General features: G+C 68.7%; 23 protein-coding genes and 1 pseudogene. 8 read left to right on the plus strand and 16 right to left on the minus strand.

The genetic code is table 11. The features are described from left to right. Nucleotides 1–168: 168 nt before the first annotated feature. The 5 genes from ACIQBL_RS22925 to ACIQBL_RS22945 all read right to left on the minus strand — a co-directional run bounded on the left by ACIQBL_RS22925 (nt 169) and on the right by ACIQBL_RS22945 (nt 7,261). Nucleotides 169–1,167 (minus strand): Yip1 family protein, encoded by a 999-nt coding sequence (locus tag ACIQBL_RS22925; RefSeq protein WP_401944530.1) that lies wholly within the window; start codon nt 1,165–1,167, stop codon nt 169–171. A 62-nt stretch (nt 1,168–1,229) separates the two neighbouring features. Then, nucleotides 1,230–2,714, minus strand: a complete 1,485-nt coding sequence (locus ACIQBL_RS22930) for an FG-GAP and VCBS repeat-containing protein (RefSeq protein ID WP_401944532.1) — start codon at nt 2,712–2,714, stop codon at nt 1,230–1,232. Nucleotides 2,715–3,876: 1,162 nt separating this feature from the next. Next, nucleotides 3,877–4,287 (minus strand): hypothetical protein, encoded by a 411-nt coding sequence (locus tag ACIQBL_RS22935; protein WP_401944533.1) that lies wholly within the window; start codon nt 4,285–4,287, stop codon nt 3,877–3,879. A gap of 83 nt (nt 4,288–4,370) precedes the next feature. Next, a complete protein-coding gene (locus ACIQBL_RS22940) occupies nt 4,371–4,772 on the minus strand; it encodes a hypothetical protein (protein ID WP_401944535.1) in 402 nt (133 codons plus the stop codon). Nucleotides 4,773–4,969: 197 nt separating this feature from the next. After that, nucleotides 4,970–7,261 (minus strand): (Fe-S)-binding protein, encoded by a 2,292-nt coding sequence (locus tag ACIQBL_RS22945; RefSeq protein ID WP_401944537.1) that lies wholly within the window; start codon nt 7,259–7,261, stop codon nt 4,970–4,972. Nucleotides 7,262–7,474: 213 nt separating this feature from the next. Here ACIQBL_RS22945 and ACIQBL_RS22950 point away from each other — a divergent pair, with 213 nt between their 5' ends. The 5 genes from ACIQBL_RS22950 (at nt 7,475) to ACIQBL_RS22970 (ending at nt 12,781) form a co-directional block, all read left to right on the plus strand. Next, on the plus strand, nt 7,475–8,497 hold the full coding sequence (locus ACIQBL_RS22950; protein WP_401944539.1) for an MraY family glycosyltransferase: 1,023 nt from the start codon (nt 7,475–7,477) through the stop codon (nt 8,495–8,497). A 96-nt stretch (nt 8,498–8,593) separates the two neighbouring features. Continuing rightward, nucleotides 8,594–10,438 carry a molecular chaperone DnaK gene (gene dnaK, locus ACIQBL_RS22955; protein WP_401944541.1) on the plus strand — a complete coding sequence of 615 codons (1,845 nt, stop codon included), beginning with the start codon at nt 8,594–8,596 and terminating at the stop codon, nt 10,436–10,438. Then, entirely contained in the window at nt 10,435–11,097 is a 663-nt protein-coding gene (gene grpE / locus ACIQBL_RS22960) for a nucleotide exchange factor GrpE (RefSeq protein WP_401944543.1), read from the plus strand. Before dnaK ends, grpE begins: the two co-directional genes overlap by 4 nt. A gap of 36 nt (nt 11,098–11,133) precedes the next feature. Beyond that, nucleotides 11,134–12,321: a molecular chaperone DnaJ gene (gene dnaJ, locus ACIQBL_RS22965; RefSeq protein ID WP_401944545.1), complete on the plus strand. Its 1,188-nt coding sequence runs from the start codon at nt 11,134–11,136 to the stop codon at nt 12,319–12,321. A gap of 7 nt (nt 12,322–12,328) precedes the next feature. Further along, nucleotides 12,329–12,781 (plus strand): heat shock protein transcriptional repressor HspR, encoded by a 453-nt coding sequence (locus tag ACIQBL_RS22970; protein WP_401944547.1) that lies wholly within the window; start codon nt 12,329–12,331, stop codon nt 12,779–12,781. An 84-nt stretch (nt 12,782–12,865) separates the two neighbouring features. Here ACIQBL_RS22970 and ACIQBL_RS22975 read toward each other — a convergent pair whose 3' ends face one another. Further along, a complete protein-coding gene (locus ACIQBL_RS22975; RefSeq protein WP_401944549.1) occupies nt 12,866–15,280 on the minus strand; it encodes a PA14 domain-containing protein in 2,415 nt (804 codons plus the stop codon). A gap of 388 nt (nt 15,281–15,668) precedes the next feature. Here ACIQBL_RS22975 and ACIQBL_RS22980 point away from each other — a divergent pair, with 388 nt between their 5' ends. Further along, on the plus strand, nt 15,669–16,775 hold the full coding sequence (locus ACIQBL_RS22980; protein WP_401944551.1) for a sugar ABC transporter substrate-binding protein: 1,107 nt from the start codon (nt 15,669–15,671) through the stop codon (nt 16,773–16,775). A 58-nt stretch (nt 16,776–16,833) separates the two neighbouring features. On the opposite strand, the gene ACIQBL_RS22985 is transcribed toward ACIQBL_RS22980, so the two are convergent. The 7 genes and pseudogenes from ACIQBL_RS22985 to ACIQBL_RS23015 all read right to left on the minus strand — a co-directional run bounded on the left by ACIQBL_RS22985 (nt 16,834) and on the right by ACIQBL_RS23015 (nt 21,067). Beyond that, complete coding sequence (locus tag ACIQBL_RS22985; protein WP_401944553.1) at nt 16,834–17,301, minus strand: hypothetical protein; 468 nt, start codon at nt 17,299–17,301, stop codon at nt 16,834–16,836. Between the two features lie 96 nt (nt 17,302–17,397). Continuing rightward, nucleotides 17,398–17,622, minus strand: a complete 225-nt coding sequence (locus tag ACIQBL_RS22990; RefSeq protein ID WP_401944555.1) for a DUF397 domain-containing protein — start codon at nt 17,620–17,622, stop codon at nt 17,398–17,400. Between the two features lie 598 nt (nt 17,623–18,220). Next, on the minus strand, nt 18,221–19,069 hold the full coding sequence (locus ACIQBL_RS22995; RefSeq protein WP_401944557.1) for a DUF5753 domain-containing protein: 849 nt from the start codon (nt 19,067–19,069) through the stop codon (nt 18,221–18,223). A gap of 16 nt (nt 19,070–19,085) precedes the next feature. After that, nucleotides 19,086–19,619, minus strand: coding sequence for a DUF6879 family protein (locus ACIQBL_RS23000; protein ID WP_401944559.1), 534 nt, complete (start codon nt 19,617–19,619; stop codon nt 19,086–19,088). After that, nucleotides 19,588–19,853 (minus strand): annotated as a pseudogene (locus ACIQBL_RS23005) (hypothetical protein). Before ACIQBL_RS23005 ends, ACIQBL_RS23000 begins: the two are co-directional and overlap by 32 nt. 142 nt (nt 19,854–19,995) lie before the next feature. Next, nucleotides 19,996–20,175, minus strand: a complete 180-nt coding sequence (locus ACIQBL_RS23010; protein WP_401944561.1) for a DUF397 domain-containing protein — start codon at nt 20,173–20,175, stop codon at nt 19,996–19,998. Nucleotides 20,176–20,185: 10 nt separating this feature from the next. Then, the gene (locus ACIQBL_RS23015; protein WP_401944563.1) at nt 20,186–21,067 is read right to left on the minus strand and encodes a helix-turn-helix domain-containing protein; all 882 of its coding nucleotides are present in this window, start codon (nt 21,065–21,067) and stop codon (nt 20,186–20,188) included. Between the two features lie 230 nt (nt 21,068–21,297). Here ACIQBL_RS23015 and ACIQBL_RS23020 point away from each other — a divergent pair, with 230 nt between their 5' ends. Both ACIQBL_RS23020 and ACIQBL_RS23025 read left to right on the plus strand, forming a co-directional pair. After that, on the plus strand, nt 21,298–21,756 hold the full coding sequence (locus ACIQBL_RS23020; RefSeq protein WP_401944565.1) for an ATP-binding protein: 459 nt from the start codon (nt 21,298–21,300) through the stop codon (nt 21,754–21,756). Nucleotides 21,757–21,891: 135 nt separating this feature from the next. Further along, complete coding sequence (locus ACIQBL_RS23025; protein ID WP_401944567.1) at nt 21,892–22,506, plus strand: Uma2 family endonuclease; 615 nt, start codon at nt 21,892–21,894, stop codon at nt 22,504–22,506. Nucleotides 22,507–22,531: 25 nt separating this feature from the next. Here ACIQBL_RS23025 and ACIQBL_RS23030 read toward each other — a convergent pair whose 3' ends face one another. From ACIQBL_RS23030 to ACIQBL_RS23040, 3 genes are read right to left on the minus strand one after another with little or no spacing between them, the layout of a single operon-like run. Next, nucleotides 22,532–23,374, minus strand: coding sequence for a transglutaminase domain-containing protein (locus ACIQBL_RS23030; protein WP_401944569.1), 843 nt, complete (start codon nt 23,372–23,374; stop codon nt 22,532–22,534). 1 nt (nt 23,375) lies between these two features. Further along, entirely contained in the window at nt 23,376–24,308 is a 933-nt protein-coding gene (locus ACIQBL_RS23035; RefSeq protein WP_401944571.1) for an alpha-E domain-containing protein, read from the minus strand. Then, nucleotides 24,305–25,852, minus strand: coding sequence for a circularly permuted type 2 ATP-grasp protein (locus ACIQBL_RS23040; RefSeq protein ID WP_401944573.1), 1,548 nt, complete (start codon nt 25,850–25,852; stop codon nt 24,305–24,307). The genes ACIQBL_RS23035 and ACIQBL_RS23040 overlap by 4 nt, the downstream gene beginning before the upstream one ends. Nucleotides 25,853–25,949: the final 97 nt, after the last annotated feature.

A 25,949-nucleotide genomic window follows, 5' to 3' on the forward strand; every position in this document is an offset into this window, starting at 1 on the left:
AGCCGCTTTGGTCCGTCGAACCCCCGGTTGTCCGGCGCGCGGGTCAGATTCTCGATGCCTGAGGGCGGTAGCCGCAGCAACTTCTACGATGACCGGCTTCTGCGACGACGAGGGGCCCCCGGCGTGTGCCGGGGGCCCCTCGTCGTAGGAGTCGTAGCCGCGAAGTCTCTAGAACGTGCCCAGTTTCACGATCGACAGCAGGGCGATCAGTTGGATCGCCGAGGCGCCCAGGGCCTTGGGCCAGGGGAGGTCGTGGGAGCGGGTGACCATCATGGTGAGGAGAGCGCCGGCCGCTACCCAGGTGGCCCAGCCGAGGGCCTGGACGAAGGTCGCGTCGCCGCCGAAGAACATGGCGAAGACCAGGCGGGGGGCGTCGGTGATGGACATGATCAGCATGGAGAGGCCGACCGTGGGCTGCCAGGCTCCGTCGCCGCCCAGTTGGCGGGCCAGGGTGTGGGTGACCACGCCGAGGACGAAGGACGACAGGACCATCGCCACGGCCGTGATGAGGACGATCGGGACCGCGTTCGCCAGGGTGGCGTTGATCGCGTCCTTGCGGGCGCCGTCGAAGCCGAAGACCGCGAGCAGGCCGTAGAGGAACGTCACGATCAGGGCGGGGGCCCACATCGTGTAGTCCCGCATCTGGAGGAAGGTCTGCTGGGGGGTGAGGACGATGCCTCTCAGCAGGTCCTTCCAGTGCAGGCGGGGGCCGACCGGGCCCGTGGGCGCCTGGGCCGAGCCCGCGCGGTAGGTACCGCCCTGGGTGTACGGGTCCTCACCTACGGAGAACGCCTGGGTGTGACCCGGGTTGTTCGCCGCGTACGGGTCCGGGGTGCCCGGGTGACCGCCCTGGGCGTATCCGCCGCCGTCACCGAAGTACTCCGGCTCGTCGCCGTAGCCGCCGCCGCTCGCAGCGTTTCCGTACTGCGGTTGCTGCTGCGGCGGGTACGGCTGCGGGGCCGCGGGGTAGCCGTACGGCCTTCCCTGCGGCGCCGGGGGTGCCTGCTGCCCGTACGGAGGTTGTTGAGGGCGCGCTTGCGGGGCCCTGCCGTCCCGGCCGCCGCGTCCGATCCTGAATCCAGCCACGTCATCGAACGTACCTGGTTCCGCAGAGTCACGTGCCGGGCCGGGGGTTTCGGGTGGGGCTTTGCTGCCGAGCTGTGACATCCCCTAGGGGGAACGGCGTGGGCCCGTGACCGGCGGTCACGGGCCCGTTCGGGAAGGGGGTGTCAGTCGGCGAACACGGCGCCGAACTGCGGTGTACCCGCGGTCGAGACGCCCGCCGCGCTCGCGGAGATGGCGCGGGAGCCGGTGGTGACGATCTTCGTGCCGTTGGAGGGGAGGTAGGTCACCGCGCCGTCGCCGCCGTTCTCGTACGAGCCGACGAGCAGGTCCGCCCTGCCGTCGCCGTTGACGTCGTCGAGCTTGACGTCGGCGCCGAAGAGGTCGTTCTTCTCGTCGTCGCCGGGGACGCCGGGCGTGCTCTGGGCGAAGGACTGGACGCCGGTGGTGGTGTTCGCGCCGGACGCGGAGCCGTAGACGACCGTGACCATGCCGGTGTTGGTGTTGGCGCCGAGGTCCTCGTTCGGGGCGGAGATCACGACGTCCTGGTAGCCGTCGCCGTTGACGTCGCCCAGGTCCAGGTCCCAGCCGAAGGCGTCGCCCTTCTCCGAACTGCCGGGTACGTTCCCGGAGTTCTGGGTGATGCCGGTGGTGGAGGCGGGGCCGGACGCGGAACCGTAGGTGATGTTCACCTTGCCGCCGTTCGCCGAGTCCGGGATGGTCGTACCGTCGCTCGTCGTGGCGTCCCAGCCCGCGCCGCTGACGATGTCGCCGTAACCGTCGCCGTTGATGTCACCGATGCCGGTGACGATGCCGGGCTTGAGGGTCTTCACGCCCGCGATGCTCAGACCGCTCGCGGCGCCGGGCACGAAGTAGTTGGTGTTCCAGCCGTTGCTGGTCCGCGTCTCGTAGCCGTCGACCACGAGGTCGGTGCGGCCGTCGCCGTTGACGTCACCGGCCGTGAGGTGGTTCGGGCCGTACGGGAAACCGGTCGTGCCGGAGTGGATCGGGGGCTTGATCGTGTAACGGCCGCCGGGCTTGCCGGTGGAGCTGCTGAAGCCGCCCTTGTAGACATAGATGGTGGCGGCCGAACTGCCCACCGCCAGGTCCGCCTTGCCGTCGCCGTCGAAGTCACCGGCGGCGAGGGTCTGGCCCCAGTCGTCGTGCCCGGACGCGGCCGGGTCCGGTACGTCGCTGCTCTTGCCGGTCAGGCCGTTCTTCGAGCCCCACAGGATCGCGAGCGCGCCGCCGTCGGTGTCGGTGCCGACCTTCTCGTACGGCGACGACACGGCGAGGTCGTCGTATCCGTCGCCGTTGAAGTCGGCGTACGCCGTGTGGTAGCCGAAGTAGTCGCCGGACTCCGCGTTGCCGGGGACGTTGCCGGAGTTCTGGCTGAGCGTGGTGCGCTTCGCGGACGATACGCCGGTGGCGGTGCCGTAGAGGACGACGATCTGGCCGGCGTTGGCATGACCGCCGACGGAGGCGCCGGGCGCGGAGGCGACGACATCGCCGATTCCGTCACCGTTGAAGTCGGCCTTCGCGACCTTGAACGAGTCGGCGGCGTTCGCTGTCGTCACCGAGAGCGTGAGCAGACCGCCCGTCAGCGCGGCTGCGGCGGCCGTCGCGAGGGCGAGTCGCGGGTACTGCTGCATGCGGGGTCTCCTGCGGCATGCGGGGGATGCGTGGCGGGCATCCGCGTCGATGGGGTGCGTACCGTCCGTTTTCGCCTGGAGTTGTTCTTGGCTTCACGGGTGGTTGGCGATCAGGAGACCTGTGGTGGGGCGTGAGGGTTGTACGTGAGGTCGGTAAATCTCTGGGGGTGGTGGTAGCGACTGTGGGTTTCAACTGGGCGCCGGGGTTTGCCACTTGCGTGCGTTGTGAAGTGGGCGTTGGGCCGCCCGCTTCTTTGTCAGTGTCGGGATTGCGTGAGCCGAGTAAAGGGCGCTCCGCTGCGCTGCGCGTCGGCTGCGCCGATTGCGCTTCGCTCCACCCTTGACTCGTCTCACGCAATCCCGGTGGAGAAGCGAGCGGGCGGCCCGGAGGGATGGGTGGCCAGGCAGGTGTCCCGTCGGGTGGGCTGTGCTGCGGGCCGGGGTGGTGGGGGCGCGTTCGCGTCTCGCCTGCACGCCGGGTGGGCTCAGCGGCCAACGCCCGGTGGGGACACCCGCATCGGGGGGGATGCAAGTGGTGGGCGATGAGCGATTGGTGGTGGGCGATGGGTGGTGGGTGGTGGGTGAATTGGCAGATCCGGGCCACGGGGATCGGTCAAGGCTCCGGGCCGTTCGCGGATGGCGGTGGGGTGGTGGGGTGGTGGTCTGGGTGGCGGCCCGCATCTGCCCCGTTGCCACTCCGCCCGGGGCTCACTTTGCCGCCCGCTCCCCACCCCCTACCGCCGCCTACCCTCTGCAGGCTGGGGTCATTTCTAACCGCTCACATGACATGTGAGTGGTTAGTCCAGCACCCAGCTTCCAGCACCCCCCCCGCCACCCCGACCTTCTCCCGCCCGCCCCCACCCACTCGCGGTTGGCCGCTGAGCCGGCCCGGCGTGCTGGCGAGACGCAGACGCGTCCCCATCGCTCCGGCCGGGGACGTAGCTCAGGCAGGGGGATTCCTGCCTGGGCCCCCGTTCTTTCGGGCCGCTCGCTCGCTTCTCCAACGGGCTGGAGCGTCCCGAGTCAAGGGTGGAGCGCAGCGGAATCGGCGTAGCCGACGCGACCGTAGGGAGCGCCCTTTACTCGGGGCGTGGAAGCCCGACACTGGCTAAGAAGCGAGTGGCCCAACGGTCACTTCACAGCTGCGTCCGGTGTCGTCTTGTTATGACGTGCAGACGTTCTTGAGCTTCTTCGCTGCCGCGTCGATCTTGCTGGAGTCGGGGTTCGTGTCGCCGTTCAGGATGGACTTGTTGTAGTCGGAGATCGCCTTGTTGAGGTCGGTGACCGCCTTGTCGACCTTGTTGTCGTCCGAGTCGGCGTCGATCTTGTCGAGGTTCTTGTCGATTGTCGCGATGGATTCGTCGGTCTTGGTCGGGTCCTTCGCCGCGTCGACGCCCGCGTCGTGGATCGCCTTGAGGCTGTCGGAGATCGTGTTCCAGTTCTTGAGGCAGTTCAGGGAGTTGGAGGCGTCGGAGGTGTCGGTGGGGTCGCAGGCGGTGAGGAGGCCGGCGGTCAGGGCCATGGCTGCGGCGGTCGTGGCGAGGGTGGCCGTACGACGGAGCTTCGTGGTCATGGGTGTGCCCTTTTCGGGTGAGGTGGTGAGGTGGTGACGTGGTGAGGCAGCGAGGGGACTGGCGGCTACGGGCTGGGCGGAGCTCAGGCCCAGGGCTCTTCCACTCTCGCCTCCGCGGCCGGCTTGCGGCGGTTCGCAACCAGGCCGCCCGCCGCGCCCAGGGAGACCAGGCCCATTCCGGCGGCGGTCGCGATGCCCTTGACGCCGTCCATGGAGAAGTAGCAGAACGCGGCGACACCGCCGTTGAAGAGGAACAGGAACCACAGCGTCGACGACTTCGACAGGAACGCCTTGATCTTCGGCTTCTTCGCGATGCGTGAGCCGGCCAGCAACGAGACGGCGATACCGGTGTAGGTGGCGGCGTTCTTCGCCGTACCGTCCAGGACCGCCCCGGAGGCCGTGCTCGCGGCCAGGCCGCCGACGAAGAACGACCACAGCAGCAGGTTGGCGACGAACGACTTCACGGTGGCGAGCAGCGACTTCACGGGATGTCCTAAGGGAGGCGGGGGCGTGATCTCTCTGCCTTCTACGATTCCGTCGCGCGCTCGCCGTCACGAGGGACCGTCCTCCCGGATTCGGGGTGTAGCCCGCTACACCTTTTCCTTATGACTCCCTTACGACGACGGCGCCCCGCGCCCTCCGGAGAGGGTGCGGGGCGCCGTCGTAGCGGACTGGCTGGTTGTTACTTCACGGGCTGCGGCTCCGGGGTGTTCTCCGGTTCCGCGGTGCCTGCCGGGGGCTCGTCGTCGGTCGGTGTCCTGACCGAGTCCAGGAGGAGCTGGGCCACGTCGACCACCTGGATCGATTCCTTGGCCTTGCCGTCGTTCTTCTTGCCGTTCACCGAGTCCGTGAGCATGACCAGGCAGAAGGGGCAGGCCGTGGACACGATGTCCGGGTTCAGGGAGAGGGCCTCGTCCACGCGCTCGTTGTTGATGCGCTTGCCGATGCGCTCTTCCATCCACATGCGCGCGCCGCCGGCGCCGCAGCAGAAGCCGCGTTCCTTGTGGCGGTGCATCTCCTCGTTGCGCAGGCCGGGGACGCTGGCGATGATCTCGCGCGGGGGCGTGTAGATCTTGTTGTGGCGGCCCAGGTAGCAGGGGTCGTGGTAGGTGATCAGACCTTCCACCGGTGTCACCGGGATCAACTTGCCCTCGTCGATCAGGTGTTGGAGCAGCTGGGTGTGGTGGATGACCTCGTAGTCGCCGCCGAGCTGCGGGTATTCGTTGCCGATCGTGTTGAGGCAGTGCGGGCAGGTGGCGACGATCTTCTTCGCGGCGCGAGGCTTCGCCGACTCCGGCACCACCTTGCCGTCGTCGTCCAGTTCCTCGCCGAACGCCATGTTCAGTGCCATGACGTTCTCCATGCCGAGCTCCTGGAAGAGGGGCTCGTTGCCCAGGCGGCGGGCGGAGTCGCCCGTGCACTTCTCGTCGCCGCCCATGATGGCGAACTTGACGCCCGCGATGTGGAGGAGTTCCGCGAAGGCCTTCGTCGTCTTCTTGGCGCGGTCCTCCAGGGCGCCGGCGCAGCCGACCCAGTACAGGTACTCGACCTCGGTGAGGTCCTCGATGTCCTGGCCGACGACCGGGACCTCGAACTCGACCTCCTTGAGCCACTCCAGGCGCTGCTTCTTGGCCAGGCCCCAGGGGTTGCCCTTCTTCTCCAGGTTCTTGAGCATCGTCCCGGCCTCCGACGGGAACGCGGACTCGATCATCACCTGGTAGCGCCGCATGTCGACGATGTGGTCGACGTGCTCGATGTCCACCGGGCACTGCTCGACGCAGGCGCCGCAGGTGGTGCAGGACCACAGGACGTCCGGGTCGATGACGCCGTTCTCTTCGAGGGTGCCGATCAGGGGGCGTTCGGCCTCGGCGAGCGCGGCGGCGGGGACGCCGGCCAGCTGCTCCTCCGTCGCCTTCTCCTCGCCCTCCATGGACTTGCCGCCGCCCGCGAGCAGGTAGGGCGCCTTGGCGTGGGCGTGGTCCCGGAGGGACATGATGAGGAGCTTGGGGGAGAGGGGCTTGCCGGTGTTCCAGGCGGGGCACTGCGACTGGCAGCGGCCGCACTCGGTGCAGGTGGAGAAGTCGAGCAGGCCCTTCCAGGAGAACTGCTCGACCTGGGACACGCCGAAGACGTCGTCGTCGCCCGGGTCGGTGAAGTCGATCGGCTTGCCGCCGCTGGTCATCGGGAGCAGGGCGCCGAGCGAGGTCTCACCGGTCGCGTTGCGCTTGAACCAGATGTTCGGGAACGCCAGGAAGCGGTGCCAGGCGACGCCCATGTCGGTCTTCAGGGCGACCGTGATCATCCAGATGAAGGAGGTCGCGATCTTCAGGCCGGCGAAGAGGTAGGTGAGGTTCTGGAGCGTGGAGACGTCCAGGTGCCGCAGTCCCGACACCACCGGGTACGAGATGAAGAACGAGGCCTCGTAGGCGTCGACGTGGTGCTGGGCGCCTTCAAGGGCGTGCAGCATGAAGATGCAGACGCCGACGATGAGGATGACGGCCTCGACGAAGTACGCCTGGCGGAAGTTGGAGCCGGCGAAGCGGGACTTGCGGCCCGGCTTGTTCGGCTTGTTCAGCTGGCGGATCGCGATCAGCACGAGGATGCCGAGGACCGTCATCGTGCCGATGAACTCGACGAAGACGTTGTACGGCGCCCATTCGCCGATGACCGGCAGCAGCCAGTCGGCCTGGAAGAGCTGGCCGACGGCGTTGACGATCGTGAGCAGCAGCGAGAAGAAGCCCACCGCCACGAACCAGTGCGCTACGCCGACGACGCCCCAGCGGTTCATCCGGGTGTGGCCGAGGAACTCCCTGGCCACGGTGACGGTGCGCTGGACGGGCTCGTCGGTACGGGTGCCCGCGGGCACGTTCTGGCCGAGTCGCATGAAGGTGTAGATCTGCAGGACGGCGCGGGCGAACAGCGCCACACCGACCACGATCAGAACCAGCGACACGATGATCGCGGCGAGTTGCATTTCAGGGCTCCTCGGGCCTGCGAGGGGGCATTACCAAACCAAGAACATTACTAAGCGGTAACTTAATCGGTCCGACCGAGATTACCCTCATTCTCCGTCGCACTGTAGCCAGCCGTGCGGTGATCTATGTCGCTGAGGGTCGCCTTAAAAACCTGTGACGGTCTGATCGTGTTATTCGTACTGAATTGGTACATTTGCGTCTAATTTAGAACCGTGCTCTACGGGATTCTCGCCGCCACGACCGCCCTGCTCCTCGCCGCCCTCCTCGCCGCACTGCTCCGGGTGCCCGCACTCCGGGCGGGGGTCGTCGACCGCAGACGGCGCACGCGCCCGGTACCGCTGCTCGGGGGACTGGCCGTCGTCCTCGCCGTCGTGGCGGTGACCTGGGCGTGCGAGTGGACCGGCGTCGCCCCGCTCGGCGACGGGGTCGGCGGACTGCTGGTCGCCGGGTCGGCGGTGGCCGCGCTCGGGCTGGTCGCCGACGTGTGGCGGCTGAAGACACGGTTCCTGGCCGTCGGTACGGCGGTGGCGGCGGCCTGTGTCGTGCCGTACGCGGAGACCGGGGTGCCCGGCGGGCTGCTGGCCGCGGCCTGGATCGTGTTCGTCGCCGGCGCCTTCAAGGGGCTCGACCACGCCGACGGGCTGGCGGGGACCGTGGGGGTGGTCACCGCCTTCGGGGTCGGGGCCTGTGCCGCGATGGAGGTCATGGACGGGCTCGCGGTGCTGTTGAGCGTGCTGGCCGCCGCGCTGACCGGGTTCCTGATGCACAACTGGCATCCCGCGCGGATCGCGCTCGGCGCGTGCGGGTCGCTGTTCACGGGGTTCGTGCTCGCCTCGGCGGCCGTGGTCACGCAGGCCGGGCGCGGTCTCGCGTCCAGTGCCGGTGTCCTGTTCGCGCTCACCGCCCTCGCGAGCGCCGACGCCGTACTGGTGCTGCTGTCGCGGCGGCTGGCCGGGCGGGCGCTGCTGCGGGGCGGGCCGGACCATCTCGCCCACCGGCTGCGGCGGTTGGGGCTCACCCCTCAGGGAGCGGTGGTACTGCTCGGGGTCGGGGGGTTCTCGGCGGTGGCCGTGGGAGTGCTCGTGCACAACGGATGGGCGGGCGAATCCGCCGTGATGTGGGTGGCGGGCGGGGCCCTGGTCGTCGTAGGAGGGCTGCTGAAAGTCTCTGTCTACGGGGTGCGGCGGGCCGGATCGTCGCAGGTCGGGGCGCGGTTGCGTGTAAGGAACGGATAAGAGTTGAGTCCGCTCGACTCAGCTCTGTTGACCCAGCGGTGAGTGTCGTGCACACTTGAGCCTGTTCCACTCAAGTCATTGCTGGAGGAATCAACCATGGCACGTGCGGTCGGCATCGACCTGGGCACGACTAACTCCGTCGTCAGCGTTCTTGAAGGCGGCGAGCCCACCGTCATCACCAACGCAGAGGGCGCCAGGACCACGCCGTCCGTCGTCGCCTTCGCCAAGAACGGCGAGGTGCTCGTCGGCGAGGTCGCCAAGCGCCAGGCGGTCACGAACGTGGACCGGACCATCCGCTCCGTGAAGCGCCACATGGGCACGGACTGGAAGATCGAGCTCGACGGGAAGCACTTCAACCCGCAGCAGATGAGCGCCTTCATCCTGCAGAAGCTGAAGCGCGACGCCGAGGCCTACCTGGGCGAGAAGGTCACGGACGCGGTCATCACCGTCCCGGCCTACTTCAACGACTCCGAGCGCCAGGCGACGAAGGAGGCCGGCGAGATCGCGGGCCTGAACGTCCTGCGCATCGTGAACGAGCCGACGGCGGCGGCGCTGGCGTACGGACTCGACAAGGACGACCAGACGATCCTCGTCTTCGACCTCGGCGGCGGCACCTTCGACGTGTCCCTCCTGGAGATCGGTGACGGCGTCGTCGAGGTGAAGGCCACCAACGGCGACAACCACCTCGGTGGTGACGACTGGGACCAGCGGGTCGTCGACTACCTGGTGAAGCAGTTCGCGGCCGGTCACGGCGTCGACCTGGGCAAGGACAAGATGGCCCTCCAGCGTCTCCGTGAGGCTGCCGAGAAGGCCAAGATCGAGCTGTCCAGCTCCACCGAGACCTCGATCAACCTGCCCTACATCACGGCGTCCGCCGAAGGCCCGCTGCACCTGGACGAGAAGCTCACCCGGGCCCAGTTCCAGCAGCTGACGGCCGACCTGCTGGAGCGCTGCAAGACGCCGTTCCACAACGTCATCAAGGACGCCGGCATCTCCATCAACGAGATCGACCACGTCGTGCTCGTCGGTGGCTCCACCCGTATGCCCGCCGTCGCCGAGATCGTCAAGGAGCTCACCGGCGGCCAGGACGCCAACAAGGGTGTCAACCCGGACGAGGTCGTCGCCATCGGCGCGTCCCTCCAGGCCGGTGTCCTCAAGGGTGAGGTCAAGGACGTCCTGCTCCTCGACGTCACCCCGCTGTCCCTCGGTATCGAGACCAAGGGCGGCATCATGACCAAGCTGATCGAGCGGAACACGACGATCCCGACCAAGCGGTCCGAGATCTTCACCACCGCCGAGGACAACCAGCCCTCCGTGCAGATCCAGGTCTACCAGGGCGAGCGCGAGATCGCGGCGTACAACAAGAAGCTCGGGATGTTCGAGCTGACCGGTCTGCCGCCGGCCCCGCGCGGTGTCCCGCAGATCGAGGTCTCCTTCGACATCGACGCCAACGGCATCATGCATGTCACGGCCAAGGACCTCGGCACCGGCAAGGAGCAGAAGATGACCGTCACCGGCGGCTCCTCGCTGCCGAAGGACGAGGTCGACCGCATGCGCCAGGAGGCCGAGCAGTACGCGGACGAGGACCACCGCCGCCGCGAGGCCGCCGAGTCCCGCAACCAGGGTGAGCAGCTCGTCTACCAGACGGAGAAGTTCCTCAAGGACAACGAGGACAAGGTCCCCGGCGAGGTCAAGACCGAGGTCGAGGCCGCCGTCGAGGAGCTGAAGGCCGCGCTCAAGGGCGAGGACACCGCCGAGATCCGCACCGCCACCGAGAAGGTCGCCGCGGTCTCGCAGAAGGTCGGCCAGGCCATGTACGCCGACGCCCAGGCCACGCAGGCCGCGGGCGGCGACGCCCCGGGTGCCGAGGCCCCCAAGGCGGACGACGACGTGGTGGACGCCGAGATCGTGGACGACGAGCGCAAGGACGGTGCCGCGTGACGGAGGAGACCCCGGGCTTCGACGAGAAGCCCGACGTCCCCTCCGGCGCCACCCCCGACGACGCCGAGCCGCAGGCCGCCTCCCCCTCCGGCAGTGGGGAGGGGGCGGCCCCGGCAGGGGACGCAAGCGCACAGATCGCCGGTCTGACGGCCCAGCTGGACCAGGTGCGCAAAGGGCTCGAAGAGCGCACCGCGGACCTCCAGCGGCTCCAGGCCGAGTTCCAGAACTACCGCCGCCGGGTCGAGCGCGACCGGATCGCGGTCAAGGAGATCGCCGTGGCGAACCTCCTGACCGAGCTGATGCCCACGCTCGACGACATCGGCCGCGCGCGGGAACACGGTGAACTCGTCGGCGGTTTCAAGTCGGTGGCGGAGTCGCTGGAGACCGCCGCGGCGAAGATGGGACTGCAGCAGTTCGGCAAGGAGGGCGAGCCCTTCGACCCGACGATCCACGAGGCCCTCATGCACTCGTACGCGCCGGACGTCACCGAGACGACCTGCGTGGCGATCCTGCAGCCCGGGTATCGCATCGGTGAGCGCACCATCCGCCCCGCGCGGGTGGCGGTCGCCGAGCCGCAGCCCGGTGCCACGCAGACCGGCAAGGCGGAGGACGAGTCCGAGGCCGGCGATGAGAAGGACAACGGCCCTGAGGAGGGCTGACGCAACACCGGGCGCGGGAAAGGAGGGACGTCGAGGATGAGCACCAAGGACTTCATCGAGAAGGACTACTACAAGGTCCTCGGCGTCCCCAAGGACGCCACCGAGGCCGAGATCAAGAAGGCGTACCGGAAGCTCGCCCGCGAGTTCCACCCGGACGCCAACAAGGGCAACGCCAAGGCGGAGGAGCGCTTCAAGGAGATCTCCGAGGCCAACGACATCCTCGGTGACCCCAAGAAGCGCAAGGAGTACGACGAGGCCCGCTCCCTCTTCGGCAACGGCGGCTACCGCCCGGGGCCGGGCGGCGCGGGCGGCGGCAACTTCAACTTCGACCTGGGCGACCTCTTCGGAGGCGGCGCCCAGGGCGGCGGCGCCGGGGGTTCCGGCGGCTTCGGCGGCGGCATCGGTGACGTCTTCGGTGGCCTGTTCAACCGCGGCGGCACGGGCACGACCCGTACGCAGCCCCGGCGCGGCCAGGACATCGAGTCCGAGGTCACGCTCAGCTTCACGGAGGCCATCGAAGGGGCCACGGTCCCGCTGCGGATGTCCTCGCAGCAGCCCTGCAAGGCCTGTTCGGGCACCGGCGACAAGAACGGCACACCGCGCGTGTGCCCGACCTGCGTCGGCACCGGCCAGGTGGCGCGCGGCTCCGGCGGCGGTTTCTCGCTCACGGACCCGTGCCCGGACTGCAAGGGCCGCGGCCTGATCGCCGAGCACCCCTGCGTCGAGTGCAAGGGCAGCGGGCGCGCCAAGTCCTCGCGGACCATGCAGGTCCGTATCCCCGCGGGGGTCACGGACGGCCAGCGCATCCGGCTGCGCGGCAAGGGGGCGCCTGGTGAACGGGGCGGCCCCTCGGGCGACCTGTACGTCATGGTGCACGTCGACGCGCACCCCGTGTTCGGCCGCAAGGACGACAACCTCACGGTGACGGTCCCGGTGACGTTCGCGGAGGCGGCACTGGGCGGCGAGGTCAGGGTGCCCACCCTGGGCGGACCGCCGGTGACGCTGAAGCTGCCGCCGGGCACGCCCAACGGCCGGACCATGCGGGCCCGCGGCAAGGGCGCCTTCCGCAAGGACGGCACCCGGGGTGACCTCCTCGTGACCGTCGAGGTGAGTGTCCCGAAGGACGTCACGGGGAATGCTCGTGACGCGCTGGAGGCGTATCGAGAGGCGACCGCGGGCGAGGACCCGCGGGCGGAGCTGTTCCAGGCCGCGAAGGGAGCATGACAGAGCCATGGATTCGACCGGCCGTCGACGCAACCCGTACGAGCTGACCGAGGAGACCCCGGTCTACGTCATCTCGGTGGCGGCCCAGCTCTCCGGCCTGCACCCGCAGACGCTGCGCCAGTACGACCGCCTCGGCCTGGTCTCCCCGGACCGCACGGCCGGGCGGGGCCGGCGCTACTCGGCCCGCGACATCGACCTGCTGCGCACCGTCCAGCAGTTGTCGCAGACCGAGGGCATCAACCTCGCCGGCATCAAGCGCATCATCGAGCTGGAGAACCAGGTCGTCGCGCTCCAGCAGCGTGTCGCGGAACTCCAGGCGGCGGTGGAGGGGGCGGCGGTGACGATGCAGCAGCGGGAAGCGGCGGTACACGCTTCGTACCGGCGGGACCTGGTGCCGTATCAGGAGGTCCAGCAGACGAGTGCGCTGGTGGTGTGGCGGCCGAAGAAGGCCAAGGACTGACCTCATGCGGGAAAAGGACTGACCTCATGCGGGAAGGGGCCCGGAGACAGAGTCTCCGGGCCCCTTCCCGTGTGTGCGGAGCCGTTACTCCCAGATGCCGTACGCCTTCTGCTCCCTGACCTCCTCGTGGCCTGCCGGGTCGGTGTAGACGGCCCGGTAGTAGTACAGCCCGAGCCGGTCCTCGTGGACCGTGGTGTCCAGGTGGAACGCCGGGTTGTCGACCTTGCCCGTGGCGAACGTCGTCCAGGCTCCCGCTGCCGCGTCCCACTTCTCCCAGCGGTAGTCGGTGTAGTCACCGCACGGCAGGTCGTAGATGGTGACACCGCAGCGGACGTAGAGCTCCGGGTACCGGTCCTCGACGACCTTGGTGCCGGTCCAGCCCGGCGGGCGGGTGTCCGGCAGGGTGACGGAGAGGCCGGCGGGGTGGTAGGCCTCCGGGCCGTCGTTCTCGTCGTAGAGCGGGGAGTCGTCCAGAGCGGCGACCCGGTAGACGTGGGTGGCGCCGTCGGGGACGGTCGGGCAGAGGATCTGGGTCGGGGTCAGCGACTCCCCGCCCCAGCAGTTCCGTTCCCAGACCGTTTCGCCGGTGTCCGGGTCGCCGGCGCTCTGCCACACCGCGTAGCCGGTGACGTCGTCGTCGGCCGGCGGCGTCCAGCTCAGGCGGACGCCGAGCGGGACCTGCTCGGCGGTCAGGTTCCCCACCGGTGCCGGGCGTTCGGTGTCCGGCGTGGTCCCGGTGGCGGCGGGGCCGGGCTGCGACGCGTGGCCGTACGGGTCGATCGTCACGACCGTGTAGTCGTACGTCGTCTCGGAGGCTCCGGAGACGTCCCAGCAGACGCCGTTGATCTGCCGGGAGCCGGCGTAGTCGGGGGCGTCGCCGGTGGTCCAGGTCCAGTACGTCTCCGGGTCCGTCAGCGGCAGGTCCTGCGAGTTGTCGGGCTTGCAGCCGGTCACCTCGGTGCTCTCGCCGGTCGCCCGGTCGGTGCGGGTGATCCGGTAGGTGAGGAGCGGGCCGCCGTCGAAGGTCCAGGGGTCGGCGCTGCTCCACTCGATCATCACGCCCTCGTCGAAGCGGCCCGCGGTGGTCGCGAACGCCGGGATCGCCTCGGGCCGGTCGGCCATCGTCAGCGTGAGCTCCGCCGGGGCGGCGGCATTGCCCTTGGCGTCCACCGAACGCACCGCGTACCGGTAGGTGCCGGCGACCGCGGCCAGCTGGCGCGGCACGACGTCGGTCTCCTTCGTGGTGCCCTTGCCGGGCAGCGCGTCGAGCCAGCCGCCGGTCACCGGGTCGAGCTGGAGGACCTGGTAGGAGGCGGCCCCGTCGACGGGGGCCCACACGAGGTGCGGAACACCCGACCGGTACTCGACCCGGGCGCCGGTGACGGGCGCCGGGGGGATCAGGTCGGTGGTGGTGAACTTGGCCGCGGCGGAGTACGCGGACCAGTTCCCGGCGACGTCCCGGGCCCGTCCCCGGTAGGTGACGGCACTGCCGTCGGAGGGGTAAGTGGTGTCGCAGATCGCGCCCTTGGTCCCGGTGTAGACGGTGATCCACGTGGCGGTGGCGGTGTCGAGACGCTGCATCTCGTACCAGGCGATGTCGGCCTTGTTCTCCGCCGTGGTGACGAGCTGGGGGGCCGCGTAGGGCGAGAGGTCCGGGCAGCCGTCCATTTCCACGAACGGCGCGGCGGGCGGGGTCCTGTCCACGGTGGTGACGCCCTTGTCGGCGCTGCCCGCCGACTCCCTGCCCGCCTTGTCGTAGGCGCGGACCTCGTAGTAGTACGTGCCGCCGGTCGCGGGCGGGGTGTCGGTGTACGAGGTGGAGGCGGTCGTCCTGAGCGGCGCGGTGCCGAACGAGGTGCCCTTCAGGCGCCGGTAGACCCGGTAGCCCGCGAGGTCCATCTCCTTGTTCTTCGACCAGGTGAGCTTCGCCCTGCCGGTCGCGGAGTCGTAGGAGACCGCCGTGCCCGTCGGGGTGAGCGGCTTGATCTTGTCGACCGTCGCCGAAGTGCGGGGTGTGTAGGTGAACTTGACGTTGGCCTTGCCGGTCCAGTTGACGTAGTCGACGCGGAGGGTGTGCTTTCCGCTGGGGACGGTGACGTTGGCCGTCTTCTTGACGGTCGACGTGACGTTCTTCCAGAGGTCGATCTTGCGGGTGCCGTCGAGGTAGACGCGGATGCCGTCCTGCGCGGCGGCGGCGAAGGAGAACGGGCCGCCGGAGCCGAAGTCACGTGTCACTGTCCAGCGGACGCCGAACTTGTCCTTCGGGAGGCCCGAAGTGGGGGTGCCTGAGCCCCAGTTCTCGTCGATCGCCGCGTCGCAGTCGGTCTTCTTCGCCGTACCGGAGAAGGCGGTGTTCGCGAAGAACTGCCGCTTGAAGACCGGGGAGTTGCAGGTCGTCGCGGCGGAGGCCGGGGCGGTGGCGGCGGTGAGGAGGCCGCCCGCGGTGGCGAGTACGACGGCGGTGGCCGCGGCGGCGGTCATGCGTCTTGCTGGGTTCATTCGGTCCTTCAAGTCCTGATTGTCTGAGCGTCAACGGCAGGTAAAAAGGCGCTGCTGGCGATCAGGACTCGCGAAGGGGCGGCTTGGTTGTACGGGACGTGCGGTCGGATGCGGGACAGCTCGACGAGACTGTCATGATCACGACTCGCAAGGAATGGTCTTGGTTGTGCTGGTCTTTGCCCGTTCGTGAACTCCCGTTGGGTGGAGGGTCCGTAAAGAGTGTTTGGAGGTGATTTCGCGACCTCTCCACATACCAAACGGAACGTGGCGTTGCCATCTCGTTAAGCGGTTCCGCTTGACGCCGACGGGCACGGCCGCGTTGGCTTTTCAGTCACCTGGGTTGTAATGCTGCACCCACGTCCGGACGGCACCAGAAGTGAGCTCACCAATGCGTCGTATCGCCATATCCGTGGCCGCCTCCTCGCTGGCCCTCCCCCTGGCCGCCTGCGGCGTGCTCAACTCGTCGGGGAGCAGCTCGGACGCGACTCCGGCGAAGGGCAACGACATCACGGTGGGCGTGCTCATGCCGGAGAAGACGAACACGCGGTACGCCGAGTTCGACTTCCCGATCATGAAGGCGAAGATCCAGTCGCTCACCGCGAACAAGGGCAAGGCCGAGTACGAGAACGCCGGTGGCGTCGCGTCCGTGCAGGACAAGCAGATGCAGCAGATGATCGACGAGAAGGTCGACATCATCGTGCTCGACGCCGTCGACTCGCACGCCATCCGGACCATGGTGAAGAAGGCCAAGACCGCCGGCATCCCGGTCATCGCCTACGACCGCCTGGCCGAGGGCCCGATCGACGCGTACGTCTCCTTCGACGGCGAGCTGGTCGGCGAGGTGCAGGGCCGCTCCCTGGTCGAGGCGCTGGGCAGCAACGTGGACACCTCCGACAAGGTCGTGATGATCAACGGCTCGCCGACCGACCCCAACGCCGCGGTGTTCAAGGGCGGGGCGCTGTCCGAGCTGCAGGGCAAGGTGACGGTGGCCGCGAGCTACAACACCGACGCCTGGGACCCGGTCCTGGCCCAGAAGGAGATGACCCAGGCGATCGCCAAGCTCGGCAAGAACAACATCGCCGCGGTGTACTCCGCCAACGACGCCATGGCCGGCGGCATCATCAAGGCCCTGAAGGCGGCGGGCCTGACGAAGCTGCCGCCCGTCACCGGCCAGGACGCCGAACTCACCGCCGTGCAGCGGATCGTCACCGGCGAGCAGTACATGAGCGTCTACAAGCCGTACCCCGACCTGGCCGAGGCCGCCGCGAAGATCGCGGTCGCCAAGGTCCAGGGCAGGGACATCGAGTTCGACGCCCTCACCCGTGACACGGTCGACAGCCCCACCAACAAGAAGATCCCCTCGCAGCTGGTGTCCGTGGTCGCGCTGACGCAGGACAACATCAAGACGACGGTGGTCGCGGACGGGATCTACAAGATCTCCGACATCTGCACCACCGACTACAAGTCGGCGTGCTCGGCCATCGGGCTGAAGTAGCGGTCGGCACACTGGATGGTCACGTCGGGCAGGCGGCCCAACTCGCCCGTTCGCTCGACTACGTCACAGGGCAGGCCAGTTCAGGCATCGAGCGGTTCGGGGAGCAGGTCACCACGGCCAGCGAGAGGTACGAGGGCCGTTCGAGGTAGCAGCCGAGCGATACATCCGCTCCCGAACCCAGCCGTTCGGCAGTGGCGTTGACGAGAACGGCAAGGTAAGCGGGGTCGCGCTGTGCCTCCGAGGCGAACCGGGGCGCGTACGCGGCCAGTCGCGCCCCGAGCCACGCCGCTGCCTCCTTGGGCTCGTCCCACGTTCCCCACACCAGCGTTCGCGGTTTGATCAGCCAGTAGGCCGTCTCCAGCGGCGGCAGATCCACCACGGGGAACTCCGAGGTGACTTCGCGGTACCGCTGGATCAGTTCCGGTCTGCTCCCGGCCGTTGGAGGCTCCGGATGCGGGGGCCGCCGTAGAGCCTCCTGATCGAAGCGCTCCTTGGGACCGGTCCACACATAGCCGTGATGGTGCACCTGTCGTTCCCGGTTCGGTGTCGTCGGTCGGAGGATCAGCCGGGCCCGCCCCGAAGAAGTGACGGGAGAGCGGGCTCGGCCGGTGGGGAAGGAGGATCAGACGTTCAGGCCGAACCGGGTCGGGTCGATGCCGGCCGTGTCCAGTTCCTCGGTGGTGAAGCGGAGCGGCTGCGCGTCCGGCCGCTTGCTGTCGCCGAGGGCCCAGGCGTCGTCGCTGATCCGGGCCGGCGTCACGCACCCTTCGGTGCAGGGGCCGCCGCAGGCTTTCTCGAACGAGGCCCCGTGGATGTCGAGTGCGTACAGGTCGGTTCCGTTCAGCATCGCCGCACCTCTTCCTGTCTTCCTGCTCAACTGGTCACGGCCATGGGTGACCGCCGCCGCCCGGCGTGGGCGGGAGTCTGTTCTCGGTGGATCACGCGGGGATGCGCGAGGAGTTCTGAGGGCGTTCCGGGGCCTACTGCCCGGCACAGCGCAGACACGCGCACGGGGGCCACTGGTTGCTCAGGAGAGGCGGGAGGCCGTTCTCAGCAGCGAATACGGCCCGCTCGGACTCCCACGTCCGCCCGGCATCCCGCGACACCCGCAACGTCATCAGGGACCGGTCTGCGAAGAGCCCGGAACGCGGCTCGTCGCTCATGGACGGTGGGCCCCGCCCTGGTGCTGCCCCAGCTCCACGTTCGCATCGGAGACGGCGCTGTGGTCGCCTCTCGACCGGGCGTTCTCCCGGCGTACGCAGATACCGAGACACGCGGTGCACCCGGGTATCGCTCTCGGTTCCGGAGGCAGCTCCGTGAGGCGGTAATCCTGGGGTTCCTGCGTGCCTGACATCGGTCCTCCCCGGCGTGATCGCGCTCTGTGCTCAGCACGTTACGAAGGGTGAGTGGCTGACCTCAACGAAATTGCGGGGAATTGCGGAGCATCACCCGAGCGAGTCGATCGCCGTGTTGATCAGGGCGCGGGCGGCGTTGCCGTGGACGGCCATCTTCGCCAGCTCCCCGAACGCCTTGCGGTAATCGGCGAGTTCGCGCGGCTGCACCACGTTGACCTCGGCCGTGAGGGTTTCCACGACACTGCGTGTGCCGTCATGGAGGTAAAACGCCTCCAGCGGCCACATCGTCCTCCCGGCTGTGAAGGGGATGACGCCGAGGGAGACGGAGGGGAGCGGCATGACGGTCAGCAGATGCCTCAGCTGTCCGGCCATGGTCTCGGCGTCGCCGACGCGATAGCGCAGGACGCACTCTTCCATGAGTACGACGAACCGGTGTCCGCCCTCGTACAGGAACCGGCTCCGGGCGACACGGGCGGCGACGGCCTCGGAGATGTCGTTGGGGGTGCCCTGGAAATCGGTGATGGCCTCCATGAGGGCCGTGGCGTAGGAGGGGGTCTGGAAGAAGCCGGGCATGACGTTGGAGATGTACGCGCGGGTGACGCCGCTCTGCGCGTAGCGGTCGTAGACATTTTCCTGGGTCCTGCGCATACCGGTCCGATGGCTCCTGCGCCACTCCACGTACATCGAGTCGACGGCGCGGGCCGTGGCGATCAGGTCGTCGGCCTGGTCGGCGGCGTCACAGGCAGCGCACCATGCACGGATGTCCAGGTCGGTGGGCTGCACCTCGGCCTTCTGGATCCGGGTGGTTTTCGCGGGGTGCCAGCCGCACCGGGCAGAGAGCTCCTTCCCGGTGAGGCCGGCGTCCTTGCGCAGGTGTGCCAGGCGCACCGCGAGCGCTGCACGGGCGGCCTGAGCGCTGGAGGAAGGGGAGGTGGGCACGGGGCGGGAGCGGGGGTCAGACGGTGTACTTCTCGTGGTCGACGGCACGCTCCCACACGGCCTCGAACGCGTCGGAGCACAGCTTGACCACGGCGGGGTCCTCGCTGAACTCCTTGGGCGGAACCGCCCAGTCACCGTCCCCGGTGAAGATGTTGAACTGCACCAGGCGGTCGTCGATCAGCCAGAAGTCGGCTCCCGGCAGGGCGATGTCCACGGCCCGACGACGGGGCAGCCAGCGCACCAGTTCACCCGCCTCGATATTCAGCGAGGTGGCGGAGTGCTCCCACCGGATGTAGTCCGTCACGGGCTCGGAAACGATCCGGGCCCGACGCATCACCACCCCACGGCCGACGGCTTCCCGCACGATGCCCAACCACTCGGGCCACCACCGCACTGTCGGGTCGAGATTGACGTGGCCGGTGCGCTTGAACTGCTCGAACTCCTCGGCCTCGTCACCGACGCCGTACGCGTCACGCATCTCCAGATGCACCGCGCTGCGGCGCGCACCGGCCAGCAGTTCAGCGAAGCTCGGCACGCCGCTCTGCGACATCGCGCGCCTCCCTCAGAATCGGCACCATGCGGGCCGGCAGGCGAATCACCGTTTCATGGCCGGGAATTCCACCGCGTGCCCGGCGACCCACTTCGTACCGCTGATCATTGCCTCCAGCAGGTCCTCGGCCTTGACGCCCTGAAGGACCAGGTCAGCTGTCTCCTCCTCCACCCACACCGTCGGCGACCCCTCGCCCCCGGTGTTCGGGTCGATCCCGATGAACTGTAGGTCCACGATGCCCTCCCGGACCAAGTCGGTTGCGCGTTCTTGCGTGGGACGCTCCCGAAGGATGCATGGGTCGTCAAGAGGGCTGGGCGAGTTCGAGGCAACAATGACTTGAACTCAGCGGCCCTCCGTTGCGGAGGCCGGAAGGTCGTCATCGCCCCTTGAGGTGGTGGAGGAGGGCGGTGAGGCTTTCGGGGGCGGTGGCGATGATCGTGCGGGGGGTGTCGCTCTCGCGGAGGCGGATCGTTTTGTCGGGGGCGGTGGCGACGTAGAGGCACTCGCCCTCGGGGCCGCCGCTGAAGGTCGACTTCTGCCAGGCGAGTTCAGTCATCGGGGCCTCCCTAGAGGGTGTAGAGCACATGCTGGATGAGTGCCAGCGAGTCCTTCACCGAGTGTGTTTCTGGGGCCAACGATACGTCGACGGGGGCGAGGGCGTTTTCCGACAGATACCGGAACAGCCCTTCGTACCGGACCAAGCTCTGCCTGTCACCCAAGTATGTGAGGCCGAGGGGTAGTTCGAGCAGTACGGTGCCCAACTTCGGAACGCCTGGGATGGCGTGGACGAAGTTGCCGCTGAGGGCGGGGTGCGCCTGGGCGGTGAACGGATAGATCTGGATGGTGACGTTGGGCAGCCGCGCCAGTTCGATGAGGTGCAGCAACTGCTCTCGGACCACGTTGACTCCGCCGAACCGTAGGTGCAGAGCGGACTCGTGGATCACAGCATGGACAGAGGGCGGGTTCTCGCGGGTGAGTACGCGCTGTCGCTCCATACGGAACTCCAGGGCGCCTTCGCTTCGTTCGAAGCCCAGGCCGGGAGTGGCGAAGATGGCTTGGGCGTAGTCGGCCGTCTGGAAGAGCCCCGGGATCAACATCGACTGGTGCATTCGAAGGGCCGTGCAACTCGCCTCCAGCTCAGCCGTGTTGAGCGCATCCAGGCTGCGGCGCTTCTTATAGGCGCTCCACCAGCCCTTGCCGGTTGCCTCGGACATGGCGACCAGGGCCTCGACATGTGCCTTATCTGTACAACCGTAGAGGTCGCAGAGCTCATGGAGTCTTGGAGTCAGGACGGTCGTCTTGCCCGTCTCGATCTGGCTCAGTTGAACGCGGCCCATGCCGATCCGCTCGGCCGCTTCGCCGCTCGCCAACCCTGCCTGTTCGCGCAGGTGTTTGAGCTCGAAGCCGAGTCGCCGCTGGCGCTCGCTGATGGTGGTGCGTAGTCCCACGCGTCTCTCCTCGTCGGGGAATCCAAAGTCTGCCCTGGTGGTGGGAGTTGGTCCACCGATTCGGCGATTGGGTTGTTAATGAAATACCTCACGCGCTACCTTGAGTGCGGAATCAGTCACGTAAAGAGACCGCTCAACTCCCCCTGCCCGTAAGCCGACAGAGCACCCGGGCCCCGCGGGCGACGCCATCGCCAGGCCCGACCACCCCTCACCCCAAGGAGCCGCTCCCCGTGGACCCAGCCCGCCGTGCCCCTCACCGCCCCGCCCAACTCACCCACGACTACAGCCTCTTCGCCCCCGCCGACGCCACCGCACCCCGCGTCTGCCGGGACTTCGTACGCGCCGTCCTCTTCACCCACGACCGCGAACCCCTCGTCATGCCGGCGGCCCTGTGCACCTCGGAACTCGTCACCAACGTCCATCTGCACACGAAGGGTTCCGCGATGATCCGCCTCCGGCTCGGCCCGGCCCGGCTCCGGGTCAGCGTCTTCGACGAGAGTCCGGACCCGCCCGTTCTCGCGCACGCAGCCGCCGGGGTGATCGCCTGCTGGGGCCGGGGGCTCGCCCTCGTCGAGGAGATGGCGGACACGTGGGGCGTCGCGGGCGACAGGGCGGGGCGGTTCGCGAAGGGGGTGTGGTTCGAGCTGGGTGGGGGCGATGGATCGTTTTTTCCTCACTCGAACGGGTGAGCCCAAGGAGTCTCTCCTGGTCAGGCCCGCCGCCGCACTACCGTGATCGCGTTGCTTGTGCCTTGAGCACACCCAGCCCACACTTGAGGAGGAGGTGCCACCTTGACCGCGCTCGCACATGAGAGGCCCGAGACCATGTCCGACGCTCAGGCTGATTTCCTGAACATGTCCGACCCGGACGAGGGCCTGTGGCAGGTCTGGAAGGCCATGGAACTCCCCGAGGGCTACCGCGCTGAAATCATCGAGGGAGCCATCGAGGTGTCGCCCACCGGTCGGTTTGCACATGCCCAAGTCGTCAACCGTCTCCGGGACGCCCTGGCGATCTTCCTGAAGGACACCGACTACGGCGCCTGGAACGACACGAACGTGATCCACGCGCGCAGGGCGTGGATTCCGGACGGGTTCGTGGCTCCTCGGGACGCGGAGCTGATCGAGGACGAGGAAGGCCTGGGCATCAAGGCTTCCGTGGTATCGCTGGTTGTCGAAGTAGTCTCCCCTGGCAAGACCAACCAGGACCGCGACCGCATCCGCAAGCGCCGCGAGTACGCCCGCGCCGGCATCCCCATGTACGTCCTCATCGACGACTACGACGGCCAGGGCGCCGTGACCCTCTTCACCGGCCCCCGCCCAGACAAGGCCGACTGGGAGGACATCCACCGTGTCCCCTACGGCACCGACGTCACCATCCCCGAGGGCCCCGCCAAGGGCTTAGTGATCGGGGAAGCGATCACGGGACCGAAGCGGGGCTGAACGGCGAGGAGTTCACACAAGGAGTTCACGCCACCCGCGTGAACTCCACCGTCACCTCCGGCGGCCCGCCCGCCACCCCCCGGTAGATCCCCTTGTGCGGGGTCACGTCGTCGTAGTCCCGGCCCCGGCCGACCACGACATGGGACTCGTCGGGCCGGGTGCGGTTGGTGGGGTCGTAGCCGCACCAGTCGCCCGCCCAGTACTCGATCCAGGCGTGGCTCTGGCCGGCCACCGGGCGGTGCAGCTCCGCCTCGCGCTCGGGGTGGAGGTAGCCGGAGACGTAACGCGTGGGCAGGCCGAGGCCACGCAGCAGGGCGATCGTCACGTGGGCTATGTCCTGGCAGACACCCGCGCCCTGTTCCCAGGCCTCGGCGGCGGACGTGTTCACGCCGGTGACGCCGGGCAGGTACGCCACCCGGTCGGCGACCAGCGCGGAGACCGCCACCGCCGTCTCGTGCGGGTCGAGGCCTACGGCCGCCTTGCGCGCCTTCTTCAGCAGCTTCGGCGGGACCGTCGTACGGACCGTGGGGCCGATGAACTCCAACAGGCGGGAGTTCGTGGTGCGTTCGGTCACCTCCTGCCAGGTGGGGGTGGGGCCGAGCAGCTCCGGCGGGGACGTCTCGACCAGGCTCGACGCGGTGATCGTGAGGTCCGCGTGCGGGTCCATCAGGTCGAAGCCGGTGACCTGGGTGCCCCAGTAGTCCCAGTACGACCAGGTGGGTGTCGTGGGGTTCACGGTGACGCGCGCGTCCAGCGTGGTCTGGCCGGGGAGGGTCAGCGGGGTCATCCTCACCTCGTTGTGGGAGGAGACGGCCGCCTGGGCGTACGACACGCGGGTGGTGTGGCGGATGCGAAGCCTACGGGTCAACTCAGGCTCCTTCCTGGGCCCACTCGACGGGCCCCTGGTACGGGAAGAACAACTCCGCGACGGCCTCCGCCGAGGCCATGCAGGCGTGCTGCAAGTCCTTCAGGAGGGCGGGCAGTTGTTCTTCCAAGGCGTGCGAGTCCAGGTATTCGAGGCGGGTGCGCAGGCGGCCTATCGGGCGGCGCGCGGGGTCCTGGCGGGGGCGGCCGAGCGCGGTGAGGCACTCCTCCGCCGTGGTCAGCGCGTGCAGTGCCGAGCGCGGGAAGTCCCGGTCCAGGAGCAGGAATTCGGCCACGCGCGGGGTGTCCCCGAAGCCGCCGTAGACGCGCGCGTACGCCTCGTCGGCGCCCGAAGCGCTCAGCAGCGTCGGCCAGTCGGGCGCGTGCGCCGCGTCCAACACCCGTACGGACAGCAGCCGTACGGTCATGTCCACCCGCTCCAGGCTCCGGCCGAGGACGACGAAACGCCAGCTGTCGTCGCGGCTCATCGTGGAGTCGGCGAGGCCGAAGAACAACGCGGCGCGTCTGCGCACGAGTTCGAGATAGGCGTAGGGGCCCGTACGGCGGGCCGCGAGGCGTTGGTCGGCGAGGGCGTGCCAGGTGGAGTTGAGGCACTCCCACATCTCCGAGGAGACGGCTTCCCGGGCGCTGCGCGCGTTGAGCCGGGCGGCGCCGAGCGCGCCCTCGATGGAACAGGTCGACCGGGCGTCGAAGGCGAGCTGGTCCAACACCTGCTGCATGTCGACGCGTTGACCGCCCGCGTCGACCCCGAGGATCGCGTACAGCGACCGGCAGGCCACGTCCTCGTCGCGCCAGGGGTCCTCCAGCATGCGGTGGAGGTAGGCGTCGAGAATGCGCCCGGTGGTGTCGGCGCGCTCGACGTAACGGCCCGTCCACGTCAGGGCCTCGGCTATCCGGGAGAGGATCACGTCGTTCACTGCTGCTGCGCCCCTTCCTGTACGACCGCGGGGTTGCCGTCGGGGCCGAGCTGGCGGGGTGCCACCTCGGGCAGTGCGCCGTCCGGGGTCAGCGGTTCGGGGTGTTCGGCGGGGCCCTCCGCGAGCACCCAGGTGTCCTTGGAGCCGCCACCCTGGCTGGAGTTGACGATCAGGTTGCCCTCCTGGAGGGCGACGCGGGTGAGGCCGCCGGGCAGTACCCAGACGTCGGTGCCGTCGTTCACGGCGAACGGGCGCAGGTCGATGTGGCGGGGTGCCATGCGTTCACCCGCGAGGGTGGGGGAGGTGGACAGGGCGACGGGGCGCTGGGCGATCCAGCCGCGCGGGTCGGCGGCGACTGCTTTGCGAGTGCGTTCGAGGGTCTTCGCGTCGGCCTTGGGTCCGATGACGATGCCCTGGCCGCCGGCGCCGTCCACGGGCTTGATGACCAGCCGGTCGATCTGGTCGAGGACCGCCTCCAACTGGCCGGGCTCGTCGGGCCGGTAGGACTCCACGTTGGGAAGAATCGGTTCCTCGGAGAGGTAGTAGCGGATGAGGTCGGGGACGTAGGTGTAGAGGAGCTTGTCGTCGGCGATCCCGTTGCCGACCGCGTTCGCGAGTGTGACGTTCCCGGCCTGGGCGGCGTTCATGATGCCCGGGCAGCCGATCACCGAGTCGGGGCGGAAGTGCAGCGGGTCGAGGAAGTCGTCGTCGAGCCGCCGGTATACGACATGGACGGGCACCTCGCCGCGTGTGGTGCGCATCCACACCCGGTTGTTGCGGCAGACGAGGTCGTGCCCTTCCACCAGCTGGACGCCCATCAGCCGGGCGAGCAGGGCGTGTTCGAAGTAGGCGGCGTTGCTCGGGCCCGGGGTGAGGACCACGACCCTCGGGTCCGTCGTCCCGGCGGGCGCGGCGGCCCGCAGTGCGGCCAGCAGCCGTTGCGCGTACCCGTCGACCGGGACCACGTGCTGCTCGGCGAAGAGGGAGGGGAAGATCCGCGTCATGGCCCGGCGGTTCTCGATGACGTACGAGACCCCGCTGGGGACCCGCACGTTGTCCTCCAGGACCCGGAAGTCCCCGGCTTCGTCCCGTACGAGGTCGATGCCGGCGACGTGGATGCGTACCCCGCCCGGTGGCTCGACCCCTTGCGCGGCCCGATGGAAATGAGCCGAGTTGAGGAGCAGCCGCCAGGGCACGACACCGTCCTCGAAGGCCCGGCAGTGCCCGTAGGCGTCGGAGAGATAGGCCTCCAGGGCCCGCACCCGCTGCGCCACCCCGCGCTGGATGAGATCCCACTCCAGCGCGTCGATGATCCGGGGCACCAGGTCCAGTGGCCAGGGCCGTTCCTCGCCCGCGAAGGCGTAGGTCACCCCTCGGTCGGTGAACGCGCGGGCCATCTGGTCCGCGCGGAAGCGCAGTTCACTCGGCTCGATCGGCTGGAGTGCCGCCAGTACCGGCTCGTAGGCGGTTCTGACCTCACCCGGCCGCACAAACATCTCGTCCCACGCATCGGCCAATGCGTATGCGTCAAATATGTCCGCCATGAGGGGACGTTAGAGGCGATACGTAACACGGCGGTCTCTGAGTGATTTCCGGCAGCTCACGCGGAAAGTGATACGGCGGCGGAGCCGGTGGCCGTGG

Origin of the sequence: Streptomyces sp. NPDC088350 (assembly GCF_044753545.1) — a bacterium.
GTDB lineage: Bacteria > Actinomycetota > Actinomycetes > Streptomycetales > Streptomycetaceae > Streptomyces.